This is a genomic window from Micromonospora mirobrigensis, assembly GCF_900091555.1.
GTDB lineage: Bacteria > Actinomycetota > Actinomycetes > Mycobacteriales > Micromonosporaceae > Micromonospora > Micromonospora mirobrigensis.
In genome coordinates, this window is the sequence record NZ_FMCX01000014.1 from 33901 (window position 1) to 52105 (window position 18205).

Here is an 18205-nt window from a genome sequence, read left to right on the forward strand (position 1 = left end):
CGTGCCCTGAGTCAGCCCTTCCGGACCCCGAGAGCGAGTTCTCCGAGATGATCACTGCCACCGGCCTGGAGCTGCGCGCCGGTTCCCGGATCCTGCTGTCCGACACCACCCTGCGGGTGCAGCCGGGCGACCGGATCGGTCTGGTCGGCCGCAACGGCGCCGGCAAGACCACCACCCTCAAGGTGCTGGCCGGCGAGGGCCAGCCGTACGCCGGGCAGATCGACCGGCGCAGCGCGATCGGCTATCTGCCGCAGGACCCGCGTACCGGCGACCTGGAGGTCACCGGCCGCGACCGGGTGCTCTCGGCCCGGGGCCTGGACGTGCTGATGTCCCAGATGAACGAGCTGGAGCAGAAGCTCGCCGAGGACGCCGACGAGAGGCTGGTCCGCCGCTACGGCGCGCTGGAGGATCAGTTCGCCGCGCTCGGCGGGTACGCGGCCGAGGCCGAGGCCGCCCGAATCTGCTCCAACCTCGGCCTGCCCGACCGGGCCCTCGCACAGACCATCGGCACCCTCTCCGGCGGCCAGCGTCGTCGCATCGAGCTGGCCCGGATCCTGTTCCGCGACGCCGGCGAGAACGGCGGCGGCATCCTGCTGCTCGACGAGCCCACCAACCACCTCGACGCCGACTCGATCACCTGGCTGCGCGGCTTCCTCGCCAACCACAAGGGCGGCCTGATCGTGATCTCCCACGACGGGTCGCTGCTGGAGTCGGTGGTCAACAAGGTCTGGTTCCTGGACGCCACCCGCTCCGTGGTCGACGTCTACAACCTGGGCTGGAAGGCGTACCTGGAGGCGCGGGAGACCGACGAGCGCCGCCGTCGCCGGGAGCGGGCCAACGCCGAGAAGAAGGCCGGCGCGCTGATGGCCCAGGCCGACAAGATGCGGGCCAAGGCCACCAAGACCGTCGCCGCGCAGAACATGGCCCGCCGCGCCGAGAAGCTGATCTCCGGGCTGGAGGAGGTCCGCCACGCCGACAAGGTGGCGAAGGTCCGCTTCCCCACCCCCGCCCCGTGCGGCAAGACCCCGCTGACCGCGAGCGGCCTGTCCAAGTCGTACGGCTCGCTGGAGATCTTCACCGACGTGAACGTGGCGGTGGACCGCGGCTCGCGGGTGGCCATCCTCGGCCTCAACGGCGCCGGCAAGACCACCCTGCTGCGGATGCTCGGCGGCCTGCTCCAGCCGGACACCGGCGAGGTGCACCCGGGCCACGGGCTGCGGCTGGGCTACTACGCCCAGGAGCACGAGACCCTCGACGTGGACCGGACGATCCTGGACCACATGCGCAGCGCCGCGAGCGAGCAGACCGACACCGAGCTGCGCCGGATCCTCGGCGCGTTCCTCTTCTCCGGCGAGGACGTGGACAAGCCGGCCGGGGTGCTCTCCGGCGGCGAGAAGACCCGGCTGGCCCTGGCCACCCTGGTCTGCTCCGGCGCCAACGTGCTGCTGCTCGACGAGCCGACGAACAACCTCGACCCGGTCAGCCGGGAGCAGGTGCTCGACGCCATCGCCCGCTACCCGGGTGCGATCGTGCTGGTCACCCACGACCCGGGCGCCGTGCTGGCGCTCAAGCCGGACCGGGCGATCCTGCTCCCCGACGGCGACGAGGACGCCTGGAGCGACGACCTGCTCGAACTGGTCGAGCTGGCCTGACGCGGCCGAGCTCGCCTGAGGTGGCCGAGCCGGCCCGGCTGGGCTGGATCGACTCAGCCGAGCAGGGCGGCCAGCCGGGGCAGCACGCCGGAGCCGACCACGATGGTCACGCCGATCGCGACGAAGATCGCCGGGACCAGCCAGTGGCCGGCCCGGCCGACCAGGCGTACCACCCGGGGGTGGCCGCCGAGCAACGCGGCGACGGCGCACCAGACGGCGACCAGGGCGACGAAGACCAGCAGGAACACCAGCCCGGTGGCCGGCCGCAGGGAGCGGAACACCGGCACGTAGACGGCGATGTTGTCGGCGCCGTTGGCGATGGTCACCCCGGCCACCCCGAGCAGGCTGCCGACCACCGCCGGCGGGCCGTCGTCGTCGCGGCGGGCGAGCAGCGCGCGTACGCCGAGGGCGATCGGCAGCAGGCCGAGCAGGCCGGTCCACGGGTCCGGGACCACCAGCAGCCCGGCGGCGACCACCACGCCGGTGGCGACCAGCGCGCCGATGCCCAGGTATTGGCCCGCGACGATGTCCCGGGGCCGGGGGCGGCCGGTGCCGCGGGCCGCCACGAAGAGCACGGTCAGCACCACGATGTCGTCCAGGTTCGTCGCGGCGAAGACCAGCGCCGCGCCGCCGGCGCTGCCCAGCAGGTCCGTCACGCCAGGCAGGGTACGGCTGCGGCGGGTGTCCCGCCCGGCGAGGACCGGCCGGTGCGTGAGGCGGTGGCCGGGGGTCGCCGGCATCACTCTATCGGGAACGCGACATCGCGTAGCGTGTCGGTTGGCGAAGAGTTGATATCTGGCGCATGATCGTTCGAGGCGGTCTAATAGGTGGGACCGTATCCGAACCGCACAGTCTGCGACGTGAGGAATCAGCATGGCCTCCACTGGCACAGCCACCAGCACTGAGAAGGGTCGCCGGATCGTCGGAGCCGAGCGTCAGACGCTCGCCAAGGACCTGGTAAAGCGGTACACCGCGGGGGAGAGCATCCGTTCGCTGGCGGCCTCGACCGGCCGTTCCTACGGGTTCATCCACCGGGTGCTCACCGAGTCCGGGGTGCAGCTGCGGCAGCGCGGCGGCGCCCGGCGCCGCAAGAAGGCGTGACCCGCCCGCACGCGTCGTCCATCAGCGCCGCGCCCCCGGCGGTCCGGTGACCGCCGAGACGACCGGGGTGCGCCTCGACTGCGACGGGCCGGTCGCGACGGTCACGTTGTGCCGGCCCGACGTGCTCAATGCCCAGACCCCGGCGATGTGGCGCGCGCTGAGCGACTTCTCCCGGGGCCTGCCGGGCGACGTCCGCGTCGTCGTCGTACGCGGCGAGGGGCGGGCGTTCTCCGCCGGCCTCGACCTGTCCGTGGCCGGCGCCTCCGGCCCCGGCTCCTTCGCCGAGCTCGCCACCCTGCCCGAGCAGGAGTGCGCGGACCGGATCGCCGAGTTCCAGGCCGGCTTCACCTGGCTGCACCGCCCCGACGTGATCTCGGTGGCCGCCGTGCAGGGGCACGCCATCGGCGCCGGCCTCCAGCTGGCCCTCGCCTGCGACCTGCGGGTCCTGGCCGAGGACGCCCGGCTCTCCATGGCGGAGGTGACCCTCGGCCTGGTTCCCGACCTGGCCGGCACGAAGCGCCTGGTGGAGCTGGTCGGCTACGCCCGGGCGCTGGAGATCTGCGCCACCGGCCGGCGGATGGACGCCGCCGAGGCCGACCGGATCGGCCTGGCCAACCTGGTGGTGCCGAACGCCGAGCTGGACGCGGCGGTCCGCGACCTGACCGCGGGCCTGCTGGCCGGCAACCGGGACGCGGTGGTCGAGATCAAGGCCCTGCTCGCCGGCGCCGGTGGGCGCTCGCACGCCGAGCAGCAGCGGGCCGAACGGGAGGCACAGACCCGCCGGCTGCGCGACCTCGCCGGGCGCGGAGAATAGTCGTAAGGACCGTTCGGGAAGATCCGGGTTACTCGCGAGGTTGTCGTAGGGGGTCGGGAGAATCGACCCGGCGGCCCCGCCCGCCCACGACCCGGAGGTGACCAGTGTCCAGCCCGATGCACGGTGGCGGCATGGCCGGCTGGAGCATGCTCCGGTCCATGCGCAGCCAGGACGAGGTGACCGCCCACCAGCTCAAGCGGGGCACCGCCAAGCGGATCGTCGCCTTCGCCCGGCCCTACCGCCGCGACATCGTGGTCTTCCTGGTCACCGTGGTCTTCGCCGCCATCATCGGGGTCGCCACCCCGGTCCTCGCCGGTGACGTGATCAACGCGATCAACCGGGGCGGCAGCGAGGCGGGCGCCGTGGTGGTCCGGCTCGCGCTGATCATCGGCGGGCTGGCGGTGGTCGACGCCCTCTTCTCGCTGGCCCAGCGGTGGTATTCGGCCCGGATCGGCGAGGGGATCATCCTCGACCTGCGCACCCGGGTCTACGACCACGTGCAGCGCATGCCGCTCCAGTTCTTCACCCGGACCCAGACCGGCGCCCTGGTCAGCCGGCTCAACAACGACGTGATGGGCGCCCAGCGGGCCTTCACCTCCACCCTGTCCGGGGTGGTCAGCAACGTCATCCAGCTGGTCCTCACCGCCGGGGTGATGTTCACCCTCTCCTGGCAGATCACCACGCTGTCGCTGGTCATGCTGCCGATCTTCATCATCCCGGCCCGGCGGGTCGGCAAGCGGCTCGCCGAGATCACCCGCGAGTCGTACAACCTCGACGCGAAGATGAACGCCACGATGACCGAGCGGTTCGGCGTGGCCGGGGCGCTGCTGGTCAAGCTCTTCGGCTCGCCCGAGGTCGAGGCGCGGCGCTTCGCCGGCCGGGCCGAGCGGGTGCGCGACATCGGCATCCAGTCCGCGATGTACTCGCGCACGTTCTTCGTGGCCATGCTGCTGGTCGCCTCGCTGGCCCAGGCGCTGACCTACGGCCTCGGCGGCTGGCTCGCCGTCACCGGCGCGGTCAGTGCCGGCACCGTGGTCACCCTGGCGCTGCTGCTCACCCGCCTCTACGGTCCGCTGACCGCGCTCTCCAACGTCCGGGTCGACGTGATGAGCGCGCTGGTCTCCTTCGACCGGGTCTTCGAGGTGCTCGACCTGCGCCCCGGCATCGAGGAGAAGCCGGGCGCGGTCGCCGTCCCGCGCGGCAACGGCCGGGTCGAGTTCCACGACGTCCGGTTCCGCTACCCGAGCGCCGCCGAGGTGTCGCTGGCCTCCCTGGAGGAGGTCGCCACCCTCGACCGCACGGTCAACGAGCCGGTGCTCAAGGGCGTCTCCTTCGGCGTCGAGCCCGGGCAGATGGTCGCCCTGGTCGGCCCCTCCGGCGCCGGCAAGTCCACCCTGTCGATGTTGATCTCCCGGATCTACGACGTCAGCGACGGTCAGGTCCTGGTCGGCGGGGTCGACGTCCGGGACGCCACCCTCGCCTCGCTGCGCGACGAGATCGGCGTGGTCACCCAGGACTCCCACCTGTTCCACGAGACCATCCGGGAGAACCTGCGCTACGCGAAGCCCGACGCCACCGACGACGAGATCTGGGCGGCCCTCGCCGGTGCCCAGGTGGCCGACCTGGTCCGCTCCCTGCCCGACGGGCTGGACACCACCGTCGGCGAGCGGGGCTACCGTTTCTCCGGCGGCGAGAAGCAGCGCATCGCCATCGCCCGGCTGCTGCTCAAGGCCCCGTCGATCGTGATCCTGGACGAGGCCACCGCCCACCTCGACTCGGAGAGCGAGGCGGCCGTCCAGCGGGCCCTGTCGGTGGCGCTGACCGGGCGTACCGCCCTGGTGATCGCGCACCGGCTCTCCACGGTCCGGGACGCCGACCAGATCCTGGTCCTCGACGACGGGCGGATCGTCGAGCGGGGCCGGCACGAGGAACTGGTCGCGGTCGGCGGGCTCTACGCCGAGCTCTACCGCACCCAGTTCGCCGTCGCCGACTCGCCCGCCCCGTACGCCGACGCCCCGGCGCCGGAGTCGGTGATCACCATGCCGCTCGGAACGTACGTCCCGGAGGACGCGATGCCCCCGGCCACCGCCAACTGACGCAGGTCCCCGCCGGTCAGCCGCCGTCCGACCGGATCCGGTCCAGCAGGGCCGGCACCCAGTGCGTGCCGTAGCGCTCGCGCAACGCGGGCAGCCGCCAGTCGTCCCCGGTGACCGTCCCGCGGCACAGCGCCGACCCGCACGCGCAGCTCATCCGGAACTCCGATTCGCCCGTGCTGGTGGCGTAGTCGTTGGTCAGCTCCTCCCCGGCGGCGATGTCCCGCCGGGCGGCCAGCTCGTACGGGCCGACCCACCAGAGGTTCGGGTCGCAGCCGTGGTTGCCGTAGCCGTTGGGCCGGCGCGGCGGCAGCACCAGGTGCAGATCCGGCCAGACGACGATCGTGTCGACGTACGGCCCTCGCGGGTCCGCCGCCGCCGCGAGGATCGCGCGCAGCTCGCCGGTGCCGACCAGCCGTCCACCCAGCCGGGACACCACCGTGCCGGCCGGGACCGGAACGCGGGCGAACAGGCCCCACCCGGCGATCGGTGACGGACCCACGGTCACGTCGGGGGGTGCAGCCAGCAGTCCGGCTCCGACGGCGGCTCGACGGTCGGCACGGCTCAGCGGCCGGTCGCGGCGTGCAGCTCGGCGAACGCCGCCCCCAACGTTGCCGGGGTGAAGTGGGCGTTCAGGCCGCTCGGATTGGGCAGCACCCAGAGCAGGGCCCCGCGCAGCGGCTCCGGTTGCGGACCGAAGCCCGCCTTCGGCCGGGCGAACCCGATTCGGTACGCCGTCACCCCCACCACGGCCACCCAGCGGGGCCGGTACCGACGCACCTTGTCGGTGAGGATCTCGGCCCCCGCGAGCAGCTCCGCCGCGGTCAGCTCGTCGTCCCGGGCGCTGGCCCGGGCGACCATGTTGGTGATGCCGAGCCCGTGGCCGGGCAGCTCGTCCTGCTCGCTGGGGTGCAGCTGGCGGGGTGTGAAACCGCCTCGGTGCAGGGCCGGCCAGAAGCGGTTGCCGGGCCGGGCGAAGTGCCAGCCGGTCGCCGCCGACCAGAGCCCCGGATTGATCCCCACGAAGAGCACGTCCAGCCCGGGCGCGATGATGTCAGGCAGGGTCCGGTCGGCCGCGGCGGCCAGCTCCTCCCGGGTGGGCCGGGGATGACGCCCGAGGACGCTCTCCCCAGCCGGCTCCGGCCCGGGCCCCGCCGGGTCCGGTTCGCGTCCCGGCTGCTCCGGACGGGTGCCCGCGAAGTCCCGGCCACGCCCCGGCGTCCGGCGGGCCGGCCCGCGCCCGGCACGCCCCGACCCGGGACGCTCGCGGCCGCTCACGGGACCATCTTCGTTCGCGGCTGCGGGGCTCGCAGGCCCGGCTCGCTCCTCGCGCTCACGGGACCATCTTCGTTCGCGGCTGCGGGGCTCGCAGGCCCGGCTCGCTCCTCGCGCTCACAGGCTGCGGAGGGCGCCACCGTCGACCGGCAGGGTCAGCCCGGTCAGGTAGCTGGCGGCGGGGGAGAGGACGAAGGCGGCCACCTTGCCGAACTCGGCCGGCTCGCCCACCCGGCCCAGCGGGATCTCGGCCTCCGCCGCGGCGCGGGCCCGTTCCGGGTCCCCGGAGGCGGCGAGGAGTTCCCGGTTGCGGTCGGTCATGATCCGGCCCGGGAGCAGCCCGACCACCCGTACGCCGCGCGGGCCGTACTCGTCGGCGATGTCCTTGGCCACCCCGGCCAGCCCGGGACGCAGGCCGTTGGAGATGCCCAGGCCGGCCATCGGGCTGCGGGCCGAGGTGGAGAGCACCAGCCCGATCGCGCCCCCGTCGGTGAGCGCGGTGGCGACGGTGCGCGCGGCGCGTACGGTGCCGAGGAAGACGGTCTCGAAGGACTCCCGCCACTGCTCGTCGGTGACCTGCGCGGCGGTGCCGCGGGGCGGCCCGCCCACCGAGATCAGCGCGCCGTCGAGGCGGCCGAAGTGCTCCCGGGCCGCGGCGACCAGCCGCTGCGGGGTCTGCGGGTCGGTCAGGTCGCCGGTGAGGCCGATGGCGTGCTCCGGGCCGCCGAGCGCCTCGACCGCCGCGGCGACCCGTTCCGGGGCGCGGGCGGAGAGCACCACCCGGGCGCCGTCGGCCACCAGTTGCTCGGCGGTGGCGAAGCCGAGGCCGCGGGATGCGCCGGTCAGCACGTACACCCGGTCGGCCAGTCCGAGATCCATGGACCGATCCTGCCGTACCCGGCAGGGGGTCGTCACCCTCGGGGTCAGCGCCGGGCCGGGCGGAGCAGGCGTACCCGACCGGCGAGCTGGACCGCGACGGCGCCGCCGGCCCGCCGCACGGCCGGCAGCCGGCGCGGCCTGGGGTGCCGCCGCCCGTCGTAGTGGACCGTCGCCTCGCGCAGCGCCAACTCCTCGGCGGCCACCGGCGGCAGGACGCCCCGGTCGCGCAACGCCCGGGCCAGGTCCCAGCCGTCGCGCAGCCCGCCGCTGCCCGGGCGGCCCGCCGCCCAGTCGGCGAAGACGGCCGGCCAGTCCGGGCCGAGGCCGGCCGCGAGCAGCGGCCAGTGCCGGGCGACCTCGCCGCCGCGCTTGCGCAGCAGCGCCCGGCGGGCCGCGTCCACCGGCCCGGCGGTGAAGCCGGGCGGCAGCGGACCGGCGGCCACCAGCGCCGCGACCAGCGCCGCCTGCCGGGCGGCCAGGTCGGAGCCGGTCACGTGATCACCGGGTGGCCCGAGGCGGCGGCGAGGGCGTCGAGCTCGGCGCGCAGCTCCGCCGCGGGCGGATAGTGGCCGTCCCGCTCCAGCAGCAGCGCCGGTGGCCGGCGCCGCGAACACAGCTCCCGGACCAGGTCGAGCACCTCGGCGGGGACCGGATCGGTGTGCGTGTCGTGGTAGTAGCCGCCCTGCTCGGCGCCGCCGGCCACGTGAACGTACGCGACCCGCTCCAGCGGCAGCCGGTCGAGCAGGGCGAGGGGATCACCGCCCCGGTTGCGGGCGTTGGCGTGGACGTTGGCCACGTCGAGCAGGAGCGACGCGTCGGTGGCGGCCAGGATCTCGGTGAGGAAGTCGGCCTCGTCCAGCTCGTCGTCCGGCCAGTCGAAGAGTGCGGCGATCGGCTCCAGCGCGATCGGCACGGGCAGCTCGGCCCGGGCCCGGCGGACGTTCGCCACCACCGCTGCCACGGCCTCCCGGCTGCGAGGCAGCGGCAGCAGGTGACCGGCCTCCAGCCCCCCGGCCCGGACGAAGGCGATGTGCTCGCTGACCAGCGGCGCGTCGACCAGCGCCGCGACCCGGGCCAGGTGGGCGACGCGGGCCGGGTCGACCGGCTCCGCGCCGCCCAGGGAGAGCCGCACCCCGTGCGGTACGACGGTGACGCCCCGCCCGCGCAGGTCGGCGAGGCCGTCCGGCAGCGGGCCCGTCGCGGCCAGCGCCTCGGCCACCACCTCGACGAAGCGCAGCCCGGGCAGCTCGGCGACGAAACCGGCGATCTCCGGCCGCCAGCCGATGCCCACCCCGACCGGTCCGGTCATCCGCCGCACCCGCCCCCGCCGCAGCCGCCCCCACCGCCGCAGGAGCTGCCGCCGCCGCACGACGAGCCGCCCCCGCAGGAGGAGCCGCCGCCGCAGGAGCTGCCGGACGATCCGGAGGAGTAGCCGTTGCCGGACGCGGCGATCGCCTGACGCTGGATCTCGGCCTGCTCGGCGAAACCGGGGTCCATCGCCCAGAGCGAGGCGGTGCCGAACAACGCCACGCCCATCGCCGCGCCGGCCGCGCCGTAGGTGGCGTACGCCGGGGCGGAGGTGGGGGCGAGGTAGGTGTGCCGGCGGCGCAGCTCGCTCAGCTCCCGCTCGGCCGCCCGGGTACGCCACGGCACCCGGGCGAGCACGACGCAGCACCCGATCAGCGCCAGCACGGCGAGCGTCAGCCAGCCGACCGGACGGTCGTTGGAGAGCCCGGCGAAGATCCGGAACACGCCCACCGCGATCAGCAGCACGATCAGCAGCGGGCCACGCCGTACCGCCTCGCGGGCCTGCGGCGTGAGGGTCAGGCCGCGCTGTTCCAGGCCGGTGCGCAGCTGCTCCAGGGCCCGTCGGACCCACTCGTCGGCGCGTAGTTCCCGGGTGTGCAGGTGGCGGTTCGCGGCGTGGTGCACCGCCTGGTCGAGCGGGGTCAGTCCGGCCGGCGGGTGACCGCCCGCGGTGAGCCGCCGGTCCGGCCGGACGCCCACGGTGCCACCCTGCCGCAGCCCGCTGAGCGCGGTCCAGACCGCCAGTTGCTCGCCGCCGTTGAGGTAGGCCACCTGCTGCGGGTCGAGTCCGACGGTGCCGGGGGCCGCCGCCGGGGTGCCGCGCAGGATCCGGCGCCGGTGCACCAGTACGCCGACGACCAGCGCCACGGCGGCCAGCAGGTAGAGCCGGAGGAAGACGGGGCCGGGGACGCCCCAGGTGTCGCCCGGTGCGGCGAGGATCGGCATGACGGTAGCTCCTGTCGCGCGAGGGGAACGCGACCCCATTGTGGAGTGCCGCCGCCACGCCAGGACCGGCGCGGTGGGCCAGTTACCGAGCCGATACCTGGCCCGGTCAGCGCCGGCGGACGGCCTCCTCGACCAGGTCGAGCACCGGGCCGAGGTCGCCGGCCGGGCGCCCCATGGCCAGGTGCAGCACCAGGCCGTCGTAGGCCAGCTCCAGGAACTGGGCCAGCACGTCGATGGGTACGTCCTCGCGCAGCACCCCGGCCTCCCGCTGGCGGACCAGGCGGTCCCGGGTCGCCTCGGCGATGGCGGCGGAGCGCTCGGCCCAGCGCCTGGCGAAGGCCGGGTCGGTGCGCAGCCGGCGGGACACCTCGAGCTGGCTGCCCAGCCAGCCCGTCGTGTCGGGGGAGACGGCGCGGGCCAGCAGGTCCCGCATGACCTGCACCAGACCGTTGCGGGCCACGGTCTCCACCATGGCCGCCGCGTCGTCCTCGGCGACGGCCAGGAAGAGCGAGTCCTTGTCCCGGAAGTGGTGGAAGATCGCGCCGCGGGAGAGGCCGGTGGCCTCCTCCAGGCGGCGTACGGTGGCCCCCTCGTAGCCGTGCCGGGCGAAACAGGCCCGGGCCGCGCCGAGGATCTCCTGTCGGCGCGCGTCGAGCTGGTCCTGACTTACTCTGGGCACGGGTCGATCGTCGCAGGTGAGCGGACGTCGTGCAAACCGTACGTACGGCTTGGGATGGCCCCGATCGCTCAAGATCATTGTCGGCCGGGTCGGCCGCCTATGATCGCCCGGTGACCTCACCCCGGACCGCGGCCTCCGCCCTGCCGGCCGGCGCACCGCTGCCGACCGTGCCGCTCACCGTCGCCGCCGTGCAGGCCGAACCGGTCCCGGGCGACGTCGCCGGCAACGCCCGCGCCGCCGGCGCGCTCTCGGGCCGGGCCGCCGACGCCGGCGCCCGGGTGGTCGTGCTGCCCGAGCTGTTCCTGCCCGCGTACCACCCACCCACGCTGGCGGCCGATCCGACCGGGACCGACGTGGTGGCCGACGCGGCCGGGCTGGTCGACGATCCGCGGCTCGACCCGCTGCGCGCCGCCGCCCGGGCCGGTGGGCTGACCGTGGTGGTCGGCGCGGCCGTCCGGCTGCCCGACCGGCTTCGGACCATCGCCGCGCTGGTCGTCGACCCGGCCGGCACGGTCCGCGCCGGCTACCACAAGCAGCAGCTCTGGGGCGACGAGCGGGACCTGTTCGAGCCGGGCGACCGGGGCGCCACCCTGGTCGTCGACGGCTGGCACCTCGGCCTGGGCATCTGCTACGACGGCTGCTTCCCCGAGCACGGCCGGGCCGCCGCGGCCGACGGCGCGCACGGCTATCTCTGCCCGTCCGGCTACCTGGCCGGCTCCGCGCACCGCCGCGACCTGTACTACGCCGCCCGCGCCCTGGACAACACCATGTACGTCGTCTTCGCCAACGCCGTGGACGGCGCGGACCCGTGGCGGTTCAACGGCGGAGCCGCCGTCTACGACCCGCAGGGTCGTCCGCTGGCCCGCGGCGCCGACACCGGCACCGACGTGCTCGTCGCCACCTGCGAGCCGGCCGTGCTCGCCGACACCCGGGCCGCGCACACCATGCTCGGCGACCGCCCCGCCGGACCGGGTGCCGGCCGGACCCGACTGGTCGGCTGACCGCGCCGGAGTGGGACGGTCGGCCCTGTCGGCGGTCAACGCGGTCCCGTAGGGTTTCGCGGGTGCCGCTGCTCCTGCTGGACCTGGACAACACCCTGCTCGACCGGGACGGGCCGTTCCGCGTCTGGGCGGACCGTTTCCTGGCCGGGATCGGCGCGCCCCCGGCCGACCTGGACTGGCTGGTCTCGATCGACGCGGACGGCCTGACCGACCGCTGGGACGTGGCCGACGCCATCCGCGACCGGTACGCGCTGCGCATCCCCTCCATCGACCTGGTGGAGGAGCTGCACGACGGCGTGGACGCGCACTGCCGGCTCGACCCGCTGGTCGCCTGCGCGCTGCGGATCGCCCGGGACGCCGGCTGGGTGCCCGTGGTGGTCAGCAACGGGGTGGTACGCCAACAGGACGCGAAGATCAGACGGACCGGCCTGGACCGGTACGTCGCCGACTGGGTGATCTCCGAGGAGGCGGGGGTGAGCAAGCCCAACCCGCGGATCTTCGCGTTGGCCGCCCAGCGGGCCGGGATCCCGCTGCGCGGCGCCTGGGTGGTGGGCGACGGCCCGGAGGCCGACATCGGGGGAGCCACCGCGGTCGGCCTGCCCAGCGTGTGGCTGCACCGGGGCCGGGCCTGGTCCGACGACCGGTTCGCCCCGACCCGTACGGCGGACGGGCTGATCGCCGCCGTCGCGACGGTGCTGGCCGGCTGACGGCCCCGCTGGTCCGGTAATTCGGTTGCCGGCCGTGGTGTGTCGGTCCAGCATGGGTGCCGGCGCGCGACGCGTCGCCGGGCGGCGCCCGGTCGAGGAGTGAGGGAGGTCGGTCATGGCCGTCTTTGCAGGGTCGTTCCACCTGCCTCCACCAGCCTCGATCAAGGGATCAGCGACACCGTGCGCGAACACGACTTCGCGGCGCCCGAGCGCCGTACCCGCGGCAAGAGCCGCTTCGACGACGACGAACCACACTTCCTGAGGCACGGCCGGCCGGAGCCGGTCCGGCCCGCCGCCGAGCTCGAACTCGACGGCGACCACCTCGAACCGGACCCGGAACTGGGCGACCCCTGGTCGTCCTGGGACGCGGCCGTGCACGGCCCGCAGCCGCACCCGGCCTGGCTGGTGACCGAGCTGGCCGCCCGGGACACCGAGCTGGGCATCCTCAAGACCGGCAAGGAGGCGGACGTCCACCTGCTCCGCCGGGCGGTGCCGGAGACCGACCGGTCCTGCCTGCTGGCGGTGAAGCGCTACCGGGACCCCCGGCACCGGCTCTTCCACCGGGACGCGGGCTATCTGGAGGGGCGGCGGGTCCGCCGGTCCCGGGAGAACCGGGCGATGGCCGGACGGACCGACTTCGGCCGGCAGATGATCGCCGGTCAGTGGGCCGCGGCGGAGTTCGCCGCGCTCGGCCGGCTCTGGGAGATCGGCGCCGAGTACGGCAGCATCGCCGTGCCCTACCCGGTGCAGCTGCTCGGCACCGAGTTGATGCTGGAGTTCGTCGGCGATCCCGACCGGGGTGAGGCGGCGCCCCGGCTGGCCCAGCTCCGCCCCGGGCCCGCCGAGCTGCGGGCGCTCTGGGAGCAGCTGGTGGACGCCCTCGTGGTGCTCGCCCGGGCCGGCTACGCCCACGGCGACCTGTCGCCGTACAACCTCCTGGTGCACCGGGAGCGGCTGGTCCTGATCGACCTGCCGCAGGTGGTGGACGTGGTGGCCAATCCGCAGGGGCCGGAGTTCCTGGCCCGGGACGTCCGGGTGGTGGCCGACTGGTTCACCGCGCGGGGCCTGGCCGCGGAGCGGACGGACCACGGTGCCCTCACCGAACTGCTGCTCCGCGAGGCGGGTCTGCGCTGACGCGGATTCCGGTGGTGGCCGGCCGGGCCGTCACCGGGGGGCACCGGTCCCCGGGCGGCTCGTCGCCGCCCGGGGACCGGACGGTCACTGCAGGTAACGCTCGACCTCCGGGATCGGGCGCTCGCCCTGGGCCTCCGGGTCGCCGTGCGCCTGGCGGGCCGCCCGCCGCCGGCGCAGCAGGTCCCAGCACTGGTCCAGTGACTCCTCCAGCTCGCGCAGCCGGTTCTTCGCCTCGTCGTCGGTGCCGGCCTCGTGCTCCTGCGCCGACGAGCGCAGCTTGTGCTCCTCGTCGACCAGCTCGGAGATCCGGTTCAGGATGGTCTTGTCGTCCATGCCCTGAGCCTGGCACAGGCCGTCCCCGCGCGCCCGGATTGGGCCCGTGTCGTGCCGGGTCGTGCGGCGTGGCGGGGACGCGCGGGTGGCGCCGTCCGGTATCTCTCCACGCCTGAGTATTCCGCTGAGCAGAATTTCCTTCGCATCGTCTTCCCCTGTGTCCACTCTGGATGGCATGCTACTGGCCAGTTTGTGACCATGGCGGTTGGCGTGACTACTGTCCGTCACCGCTCACGGAGCGGGCCCGGGCGAGCCCAGCGGGCCGGACAAGGAGTCGACGTGCGGAAGTGCCATGGCTGACCGGGCCGTTCTGGACCCTCCGGCCCCGGCACGGAAGGTGCCGTCGCTGCCCCGGATGCTGCCCGGCCTGCTCCGGGATCCGCTGGCCGAGCTGGTCGCGCTGGGCGACGCCGCGCAGGGCCGGCTGGTCCGGCTCAACCTGGGGCCCGTCCGGCCCTACCTGGTGACCGACCCGGCGCACGCCCAGCACGTGCTGCGCGACAACGCGGCCAACTACAGCCGGGGCGGGCAGGGCATGCTCTGGCGGCCGGTGCGGCGGTTCACCGGCGACGGCATCCTCTCCGACGGGCCCGAGTGGCAGGCCAGCCGCTCCCGGATGCAGCCGTACTTCACCGCCAAGCGGATCGACTCCCTGGTCGAGACGATGAGCCTCGCCGTCAGCGCCGCGATCGACGAGTTCGCCGAGCCCGCCCAGGCCGGCCGCTGGCTGGACGCCGGCGCCGAACTGGGCCGGGTGATCTGCCGGGCGATCAGCAGCGTCTTCTTCGCCGACCGGGTGACCATCGCCGACCAGCTGCGGATCGTGGCCGCCCAGGACGCCATCGTGCACGCGCTGCGGTTCCGGATGCTGCTGCCGTTCCTGCCCGACGCCGTGCCGGTGCCCGGCGACCGCGAGTTCCGCCGGGCCGTCGGCGCCATCGACGACATCATGATGCCGCTGGTCCGGGCCGAACGCGAGCGGCCCCGCGACGACGACGACCTGCTGGCCGCGCTGACCCGGGCCCGCGACGACGCCGGCCGCCCGCTGCCCGACCAGCGGGTACGCGACGACGTGGTGTCGATGTTCGCCACCGCCACCGAGACCACCTACGCGCTGCTCACCTGGCTGCTGCCCGTCCTGGACGCGCACCCGGAGGTCGCCGACCGGCTCTACGCGGAGCTCGACGAGGTGGTCGCCCCGGGCGACGTGGTCAGTCGGGAGCAGCTCGGCCGCCTCACCTACACCCGGGCCGTGCTCGACGAGCTGCTCCGGATGTATCCGCCCGGTTGGCTGCTGCCCCGCACCACGGTCGCCGACGACGAGATCGGCGGCACCCGGGTCCGGGCCGGCAGCACGGTCGTGGTCAGCGCGTACGTCACCCAGCGGCTGGCCCGGCTCTGGCCGCGGCCGAACGAGTTCGACCCGCAACGGTTCCTCGGCGACCAGCCCCGCCGCCACCGCTACGCGTACTACCCCTTCGGTGGCGGGCCGCACCAGTGCATCGGGATGTACCTGTTCAACCTGGAGGCACCGCTGGTGGTGGCCACCCTGCTCAGTCGGTACCGGTTCCGGCTCCGCCAACCCGGCGTCCCACCGGCGCAGTTGACGGTGAACCTGCGCCCCGGTCGACGGGTCGAGATGCTGCTGCGCCCGGTCGCGGCAGCGGGACGCGGGTGACGTCCGGGCTCGTCACGGGGGACGACGCACGGGATCAGCTTTCCGACGCCCAGGAGCAGGGCCGGGTCTGCGGCCTGGCGATGCGCGGGCAGCGGGACCTCCAGGCCTGCGCCGCGGCGTACCCGGGACTCTTCCCGGCGGAGCCGTTCGACCCGATGCTCTTCGCCAACATCTCCCTGGCGATCGCCTTCGGCGCGCCCTGGTGCACGGCCGAGCAGTTGCGGGCCGCCAACCGGACGGTGCTGTGGGGGTTCGCCCTGGACTGGTTGATCGACCACCGGGCCCGGACGCACGCAGAGGTGGACGACCTCGTCAAGCGCTGCCTGCGGGTCGCCGACGGCGTACCGCCGGCCGACGGCGACGAGCTGGGCGGCTACCTCGCCGCCCTCCAGGCGCAGCTCGCCGCCACGCCCGCCTTCGCCGCCCACCGCGCGCTGTGGCGGGACACCCTCGCCGCCACGGTACGGGCGATGGCCCGGGAGTGGGACTGGAAGGACGCCTCCCGCGCGGGCCGGTCGACGCTGCCCGACCTCGAGGAATACCTGGCGAACGCCGACAACCACGCCTGCACCATCGTCAACGTCGCGCACTGGCTGTGGACCGGGGACGAGGTGACGCTGGCGCGGCTGCCCGAGCTGGTCGCGGTGAGCGACGAGGTGCAACGGGCGCTGCGCCTGGTCAACGACCTGGGCACGTACGAGCGGGACCTGCGGTGGGGGGACCTGAACGCGGTGCTGCTGGTCGAGGATCCCGCCGTCGTCCGGCAGCGGCTGGCGGAGCTGGTGGAGGAGGTCCACCGCCGGCTCGTCCCGCTGCGCGCCGACTGCCCCCGGGAGGCCGACTACCTGGCCCGGCAGGTCGGGTTCAGCAGCGGGTTCTACCAGCTGGCCGACTTCTGGGGCATGCCGTGACGGCAGCTCCGCAGGTCGTCCCGGGGGTCGTGCCCGGCGACCCGGGGAGCGCCGTGGCGGCCCGGCACGCCGAGGCCCGGGAGCTGGTCCGGGCCCTGGCGCGGCACCCCGCCGGGTCGGTCCGGCCGTCGGTGTACGAGACGGCCCGGGTGGTCAGCGACGCGCCCTGGCTGCCCGGGCACGCGGAGCGGCTGGGCTACCTGCTGACCACCCAGAGCCCCGACGGCGCGTGGGGCGCCCCCGGCACGTACGCCCTGGTGCCGACCGTGAGCGCGGTGGAGGCGCTGCTGCGCACGGCGGCCGACCGGCCGCGCCACGCGGCGCAGGTGACCCCGGCCGCCGCCCGCGGGCTCGCGGCGCTGCGCGACCGGCTGCTGGTCGCCGACGAACCGGTGCCGGACCTGCCCGGCGCGGACCTGATCGTGCCCGCGTTGCTGGACCGGATCGACGCGCTGCGGGCCGGCGACGCCGCGCCGGCGGGCCCCCTGCCGTTGCCGCGCGGGATGACCCGGCGGCGGACGGTGGCGGTCGACGCCCTGCTGGCCAGCGGCCGGCCCCTGCCGCAGAAGCTGTGGCACGCCTTCGAGGTGCTCGGCGCGCGGGCCGGGCGGGGGCCGGGCGTACGCCTGCTCTCCGGGGCGGTGGGCGCGTCACCCGCCGCCACCGCCGCCTGGCTGGGCGCCCGGGGCGGCCCCGACGCCGAGCCGGCCGCGTTGCGGTATCTGACCCGGGCCGTGGGGGAGCAGGGTGGGCCGGTGCCCTGCACCACGCCGATCGCGGTCTTCGAACGGGCCTGGGTGCTCGCCGGGCTGGCCCGGGTGGGCGCCGTCCGGGCCGTCCCCGCCGACCTGCTCACCGAGCTGGCCGGGGCGCTGGGTCCCACCGGCGCGGCCACCTCACCCGGCCTGCCCACGGACGCCGACACCACCGCCGTCGTCCTGTACGCGCTGGCCCGCCTCGGTCGTCCGGTGGCGCCGGACAGCCTGCTGGCCTACGACACCGGGGCGCACTTCTGCACCTGGCAGGGGGAGGACGGCATCTCGGTCAGCACCAACGCCCACGTGCTGGAGGCGCTGGGCCGGCACGGCCCCACCGGCCGGTACGGCGCGGTGGCCCGGCGGGTGGCCGACTGGCTGGTCGGGGCGCAACGGCCGGACGGCTCGTGGACGGACCGCTGGCACGCCTCGGCCTACTACGCCACCGCCGGCGTCGCGGTGAGCCTGGCCGGTTACGCGCCGGCCACCGCCGCCGGCGCGCTCGACCGGGCGGTGCGCTGGGTGCTCGCCACCCAGCGACCCGACGGATCGTGGGGCCGGTGGGGTGGCACCGCCGAGGAGACCGCGTACGCCCTGCACGTCCTGCTCGCCACCGGTCGCGCCACGCGGCCCGGCGTCGCGGCCGCCGTGCGCCGGGCGGTCACCTTCCTCGACGCCGACCGCGCCGACCTGACGGCGGCCACCGGACTGTGGCACGACAAGGACCTCTACCACCCGGTGCTGATCGTGCGGGCGGCCGTGGTCGCGGCCCGTTGGTTGGCCGCGGCGGCCGGACCGGTCCGGCCTCGCCGCTCGGCGCCGGCGGCCGGCGCCCGGGTGGTGGGACGACCGCCAGGGGCATGATCAGTGCTTCTTGAGTGGACAGTCGTGACACTGCTACCGTGCGCCGGTCGGTCGATGTGCGTGCGGATGCCGCTCA

At 75.0% G+C, this 18205-nt stretch carries 19 protein-coding genes; 10 read left to right on the plus strand and 9 right to left on the minus strand.

Annotated elements, in window-relative coordinates; all coding sequences use genetic code 11:
• Positions 1–47: 47 nt before the first annotated feature.
• The gene (locus GA0070564_RS27920; RefSeq protein ID WP_091615939.1) at positions 48–1652 is read left to right on the plus strand and encodes an ABC-F family ATP-binding cassette domain-containing protein; all 1605 of its coding nucleotides are present in this window, start codon (positions 48–50) and stop codon (positions 1650–1652) included.
• A 53-nt stretch (positions 1653–1705) separates the two neighbouring features.
• On the opposite strand, the gene GA0070564_RS27925 is transcribed toward GA0070564_RS27920, so the two are convergent.
• A complete protein-coding gene (locus GA0070564_RS27925; protein ID WP_245670329.1) occupies positions 1706–2308 on the minus strand; it encodes a cadmium resistance transporter in 603 nt (200 codons plus the stop codon).
• 217 nt (positions 2309–2525) lie between these two features.
• Between GA0070564_RS27925 and GA0070564_RS27930 the strand changes: the two genes are divergently transcribed.
• From GA0070564_RS27930 to GA0070564_RS27940, 3 genes are all read left to right on the plus strand, one after another.
• Complete coding sequence (locus tag GA0070564_RS27930; protein ID WP_088972217.1) at positions 2526–2753, plus strand: helix-turn-helix domain-containing protein; 228 nt, start codon at positions 2526–2528, stop codon at positions 2751–2753.
• A gap of 46 nt (positions 2754–2799) precedes the next feature.
• A complete protein-coding gene (locus GA0070564_RS27935) occupies positions 2800–3567 on the plus strand; it encodes an enoyl-CoA hydratase/isomerase family protein (protein WP_091615944.1) in 768 nt (255 codons plus the stop codon).
• A 116-nt stretch (positions 3568–3683) separates the two neighbouring features.
• Entirely contained in the window at positions 3684–5663 is a 1980-nt protein-coding gene (locus tag GA0070564_RS27940) for an ABC transporter ATP-binding protein (protein ID WP_091615948.1), read from the plus strand.
• A 16-nt stretch (positions 5664–5679) separates the two neighbouring features.
• On the opposite strand, the gene GA0070564_RS27945 is transcribed toward GA0070564_RS27940, so the two are convergent.
• From GA0070564_RS27945 to GA0070564_RS27975, 7 genes are all read right to left on the minus strand, one after another.
• Complete coding sequence (locus tag GA0070564_RS27945) at positions 5680–6168, minus strand: SET domain-containing protein (protein WP_218105014.1); 489 nt, start codon at positions 6166–6168, stop codon at positions 5680–5682.
• A 56-nt stretch (positions 6169–6224) separates the two neighbouring features.
• Entirely contained in the window at positions 6225–6746 is a 522-nt protein-coding gene (mug, locus tag GA0070564_RS27950) for a G/U mismatch-specific DNA glycosylase (RefSeq protein ID WP_342672587.1), read from the minus strand.
• 306 nt (positions 6747–7052) lie between these two features.
• Positions 7053–7814, minus strand: a complete 762-nt coding sequence (locus GA0070564_RS27955) for an SDR family oxidoreductase (protein WP_091615957.1) — start codon at positions 7812–7814, stop codon at positions 7053–7055.
• Positions 7815–7858: 44 nt separating this feature from the next.
• Positions 7859–8308, minus strand: a complete 450-nt coding sequence (locus tag GA0070564_RS27960; protein WP_091615961.1) for an SCO6045 C-terminal-like domain-containing protein — start codon at positions 8306–8308, stop codon at positions 7859–7861.
• Positions 8305–9123 carry an MbnB/TglH/ChrH family RiPP precursor modification enzyme gene (locus tag GA0070564_RS27965; protein WP_091616051.1) on the minus strand — a complete coding sequence of 273 codons (819 nt, stop codon included), beginning with the start codon at positions 9121–9123 and terminating at the stop codon, positions 8305–8307. Before GA0070564_RS27965 ends, GA0070564_RS27960 begins: the two co-directional genes overlap by 4 nt.
• Positions 9120–10067, minus strand: coding sequence for a TIGR04222 domain-containing membrane protein (locus GA0070564_RS27970; protein WP_091615964.1), 948 nt, complete (start codon positions 10065–10067; stop codon positions 9120–9122). Before GA0070564_RS27970 ends, GA0070564_RS27965 begins: the two co-directional genes overlap by 4 nt.
• 106 nt (positions 10068–10173) lie before the next feature.
• On the minus strand, positions 10174–10746 hold the full coding sequence (locus GA0070564_RS27975) for a TetR/AcrR family transcriptional regulator (protein ID WP_088972210.1): 573 nt from the start codon (positions 10744–10746) through the stop codon (positions 10174–10176).
• Positions 10747–10856: 110 nt separating this feature from the next.
• Between GA0070564_RS27975 and GA0070564_RS27980 the strand changes: the two genes are divergently transcribed.
• From GA0070564_RS27980 to GA0070564_RS27990, 3 genes are all read left to right on the plus strand, one after another.
• Positions 10857–11747 carry a carbon-nitrogen hydrolase family protein gene (locus tag GA0070564_RS27980; RefSeq protein ID WP_245670332.1) on the plus strand — a complete coding sequence of 297 codons (891 nt, stop codon included), beginning with the start codon at positions 10857–10859 and terminating at the stop codon, positions 11745–11747.
• Between the two features lie 62 nt (positions 11748–11809).
• A complete protein-coding gene (locus tag GA0070564_RS27985; protein WP_091615970.1) occupies positions 11810–12454 on the plus strand; it encodes an HAD family hydrolase in 645 nt (214 codons plus the stop codon).
• A 180-nt stretch (positions 12455–12634) separates the two neighbouring features.
• Positions 12635–13588, plus strand: a complete 954-nt coding sequence (locus GA0070564_RS27990; RefSeq protein ID WP_091615973.1) for a serine protein kinase RIO — start codon at positions 12635–12637, stop codon at positions 13586–13588.
• Between the two features lie 84 nt (positions 13589–13672).
• Here GA0070564_RS27990 and GA0070564_RS27995 read toward each other — a convergent pair whose 3' ends face one another.
• Positions 13673–13921: a DUF2630 family protein gene (locus GA0070564_RS27995; protein ID WP_088972207.1), complete on the minus strand. Its 249-nt coding sequence runs from the start codon at positions 13919–13921 to the stop codon at positions 13673–13675.
• A 346-nt stretch (positions 13922–14267) separates the two neighbouring features.
• Between GA0070564_RS27995 and GA0070564_RS28000 the strand changes: the two genes are divergently transcribed.
• The 3 genes from GA0070564_RS28000 to GA0070564_RS28010 are packed head-to-tail and all read left to right on the plus strand — an operon-like array spanning position 14268 to position 18129.
• The gene (locus tag GA0070564_RS28000; protein WP_425412558.1) at positions 14268–15599 is read left to right on the plus strand and encodes a cytochrome P450; all 1332 of its coding nucleotides are present in this window, start codon (positions 14268–14270) and stop codon (positions 15597–15599) included.
• On the plus strand, positions 15596–16510 hold the full coding sequence (locus GA0070564_RS28005) for a terpene synthase family protein (protein ID WP_091615982.1): 915 nt from the start codon (positions 15596–15598) through the stop codon (positions 16508–16510). Before GA0070564_RS28000 ends, GA0070564_RS28005 begins: the two co-directional genes overlap by 4 nt.
• Positions 16507–18129 carry a prenyltransferase/squalene oxidase repeat-containing protein gene (locus tag GA0070564_RS28010; RefSeq protein WP_218105015.1) on the plus strand — a complete coding sequence of 541 codons (1623 nt, stop codon included), beginning with the start codon at positions 16507–16509 and terminating at the stop codon, positions 18127–18129. Before GA0070564_RS28005 ends, GA0070564_RS28010 begins: the two co-directional genes overlap by 4 nt.
• Positions 18130–18205 lie beyond the last annotated feature (76 nt).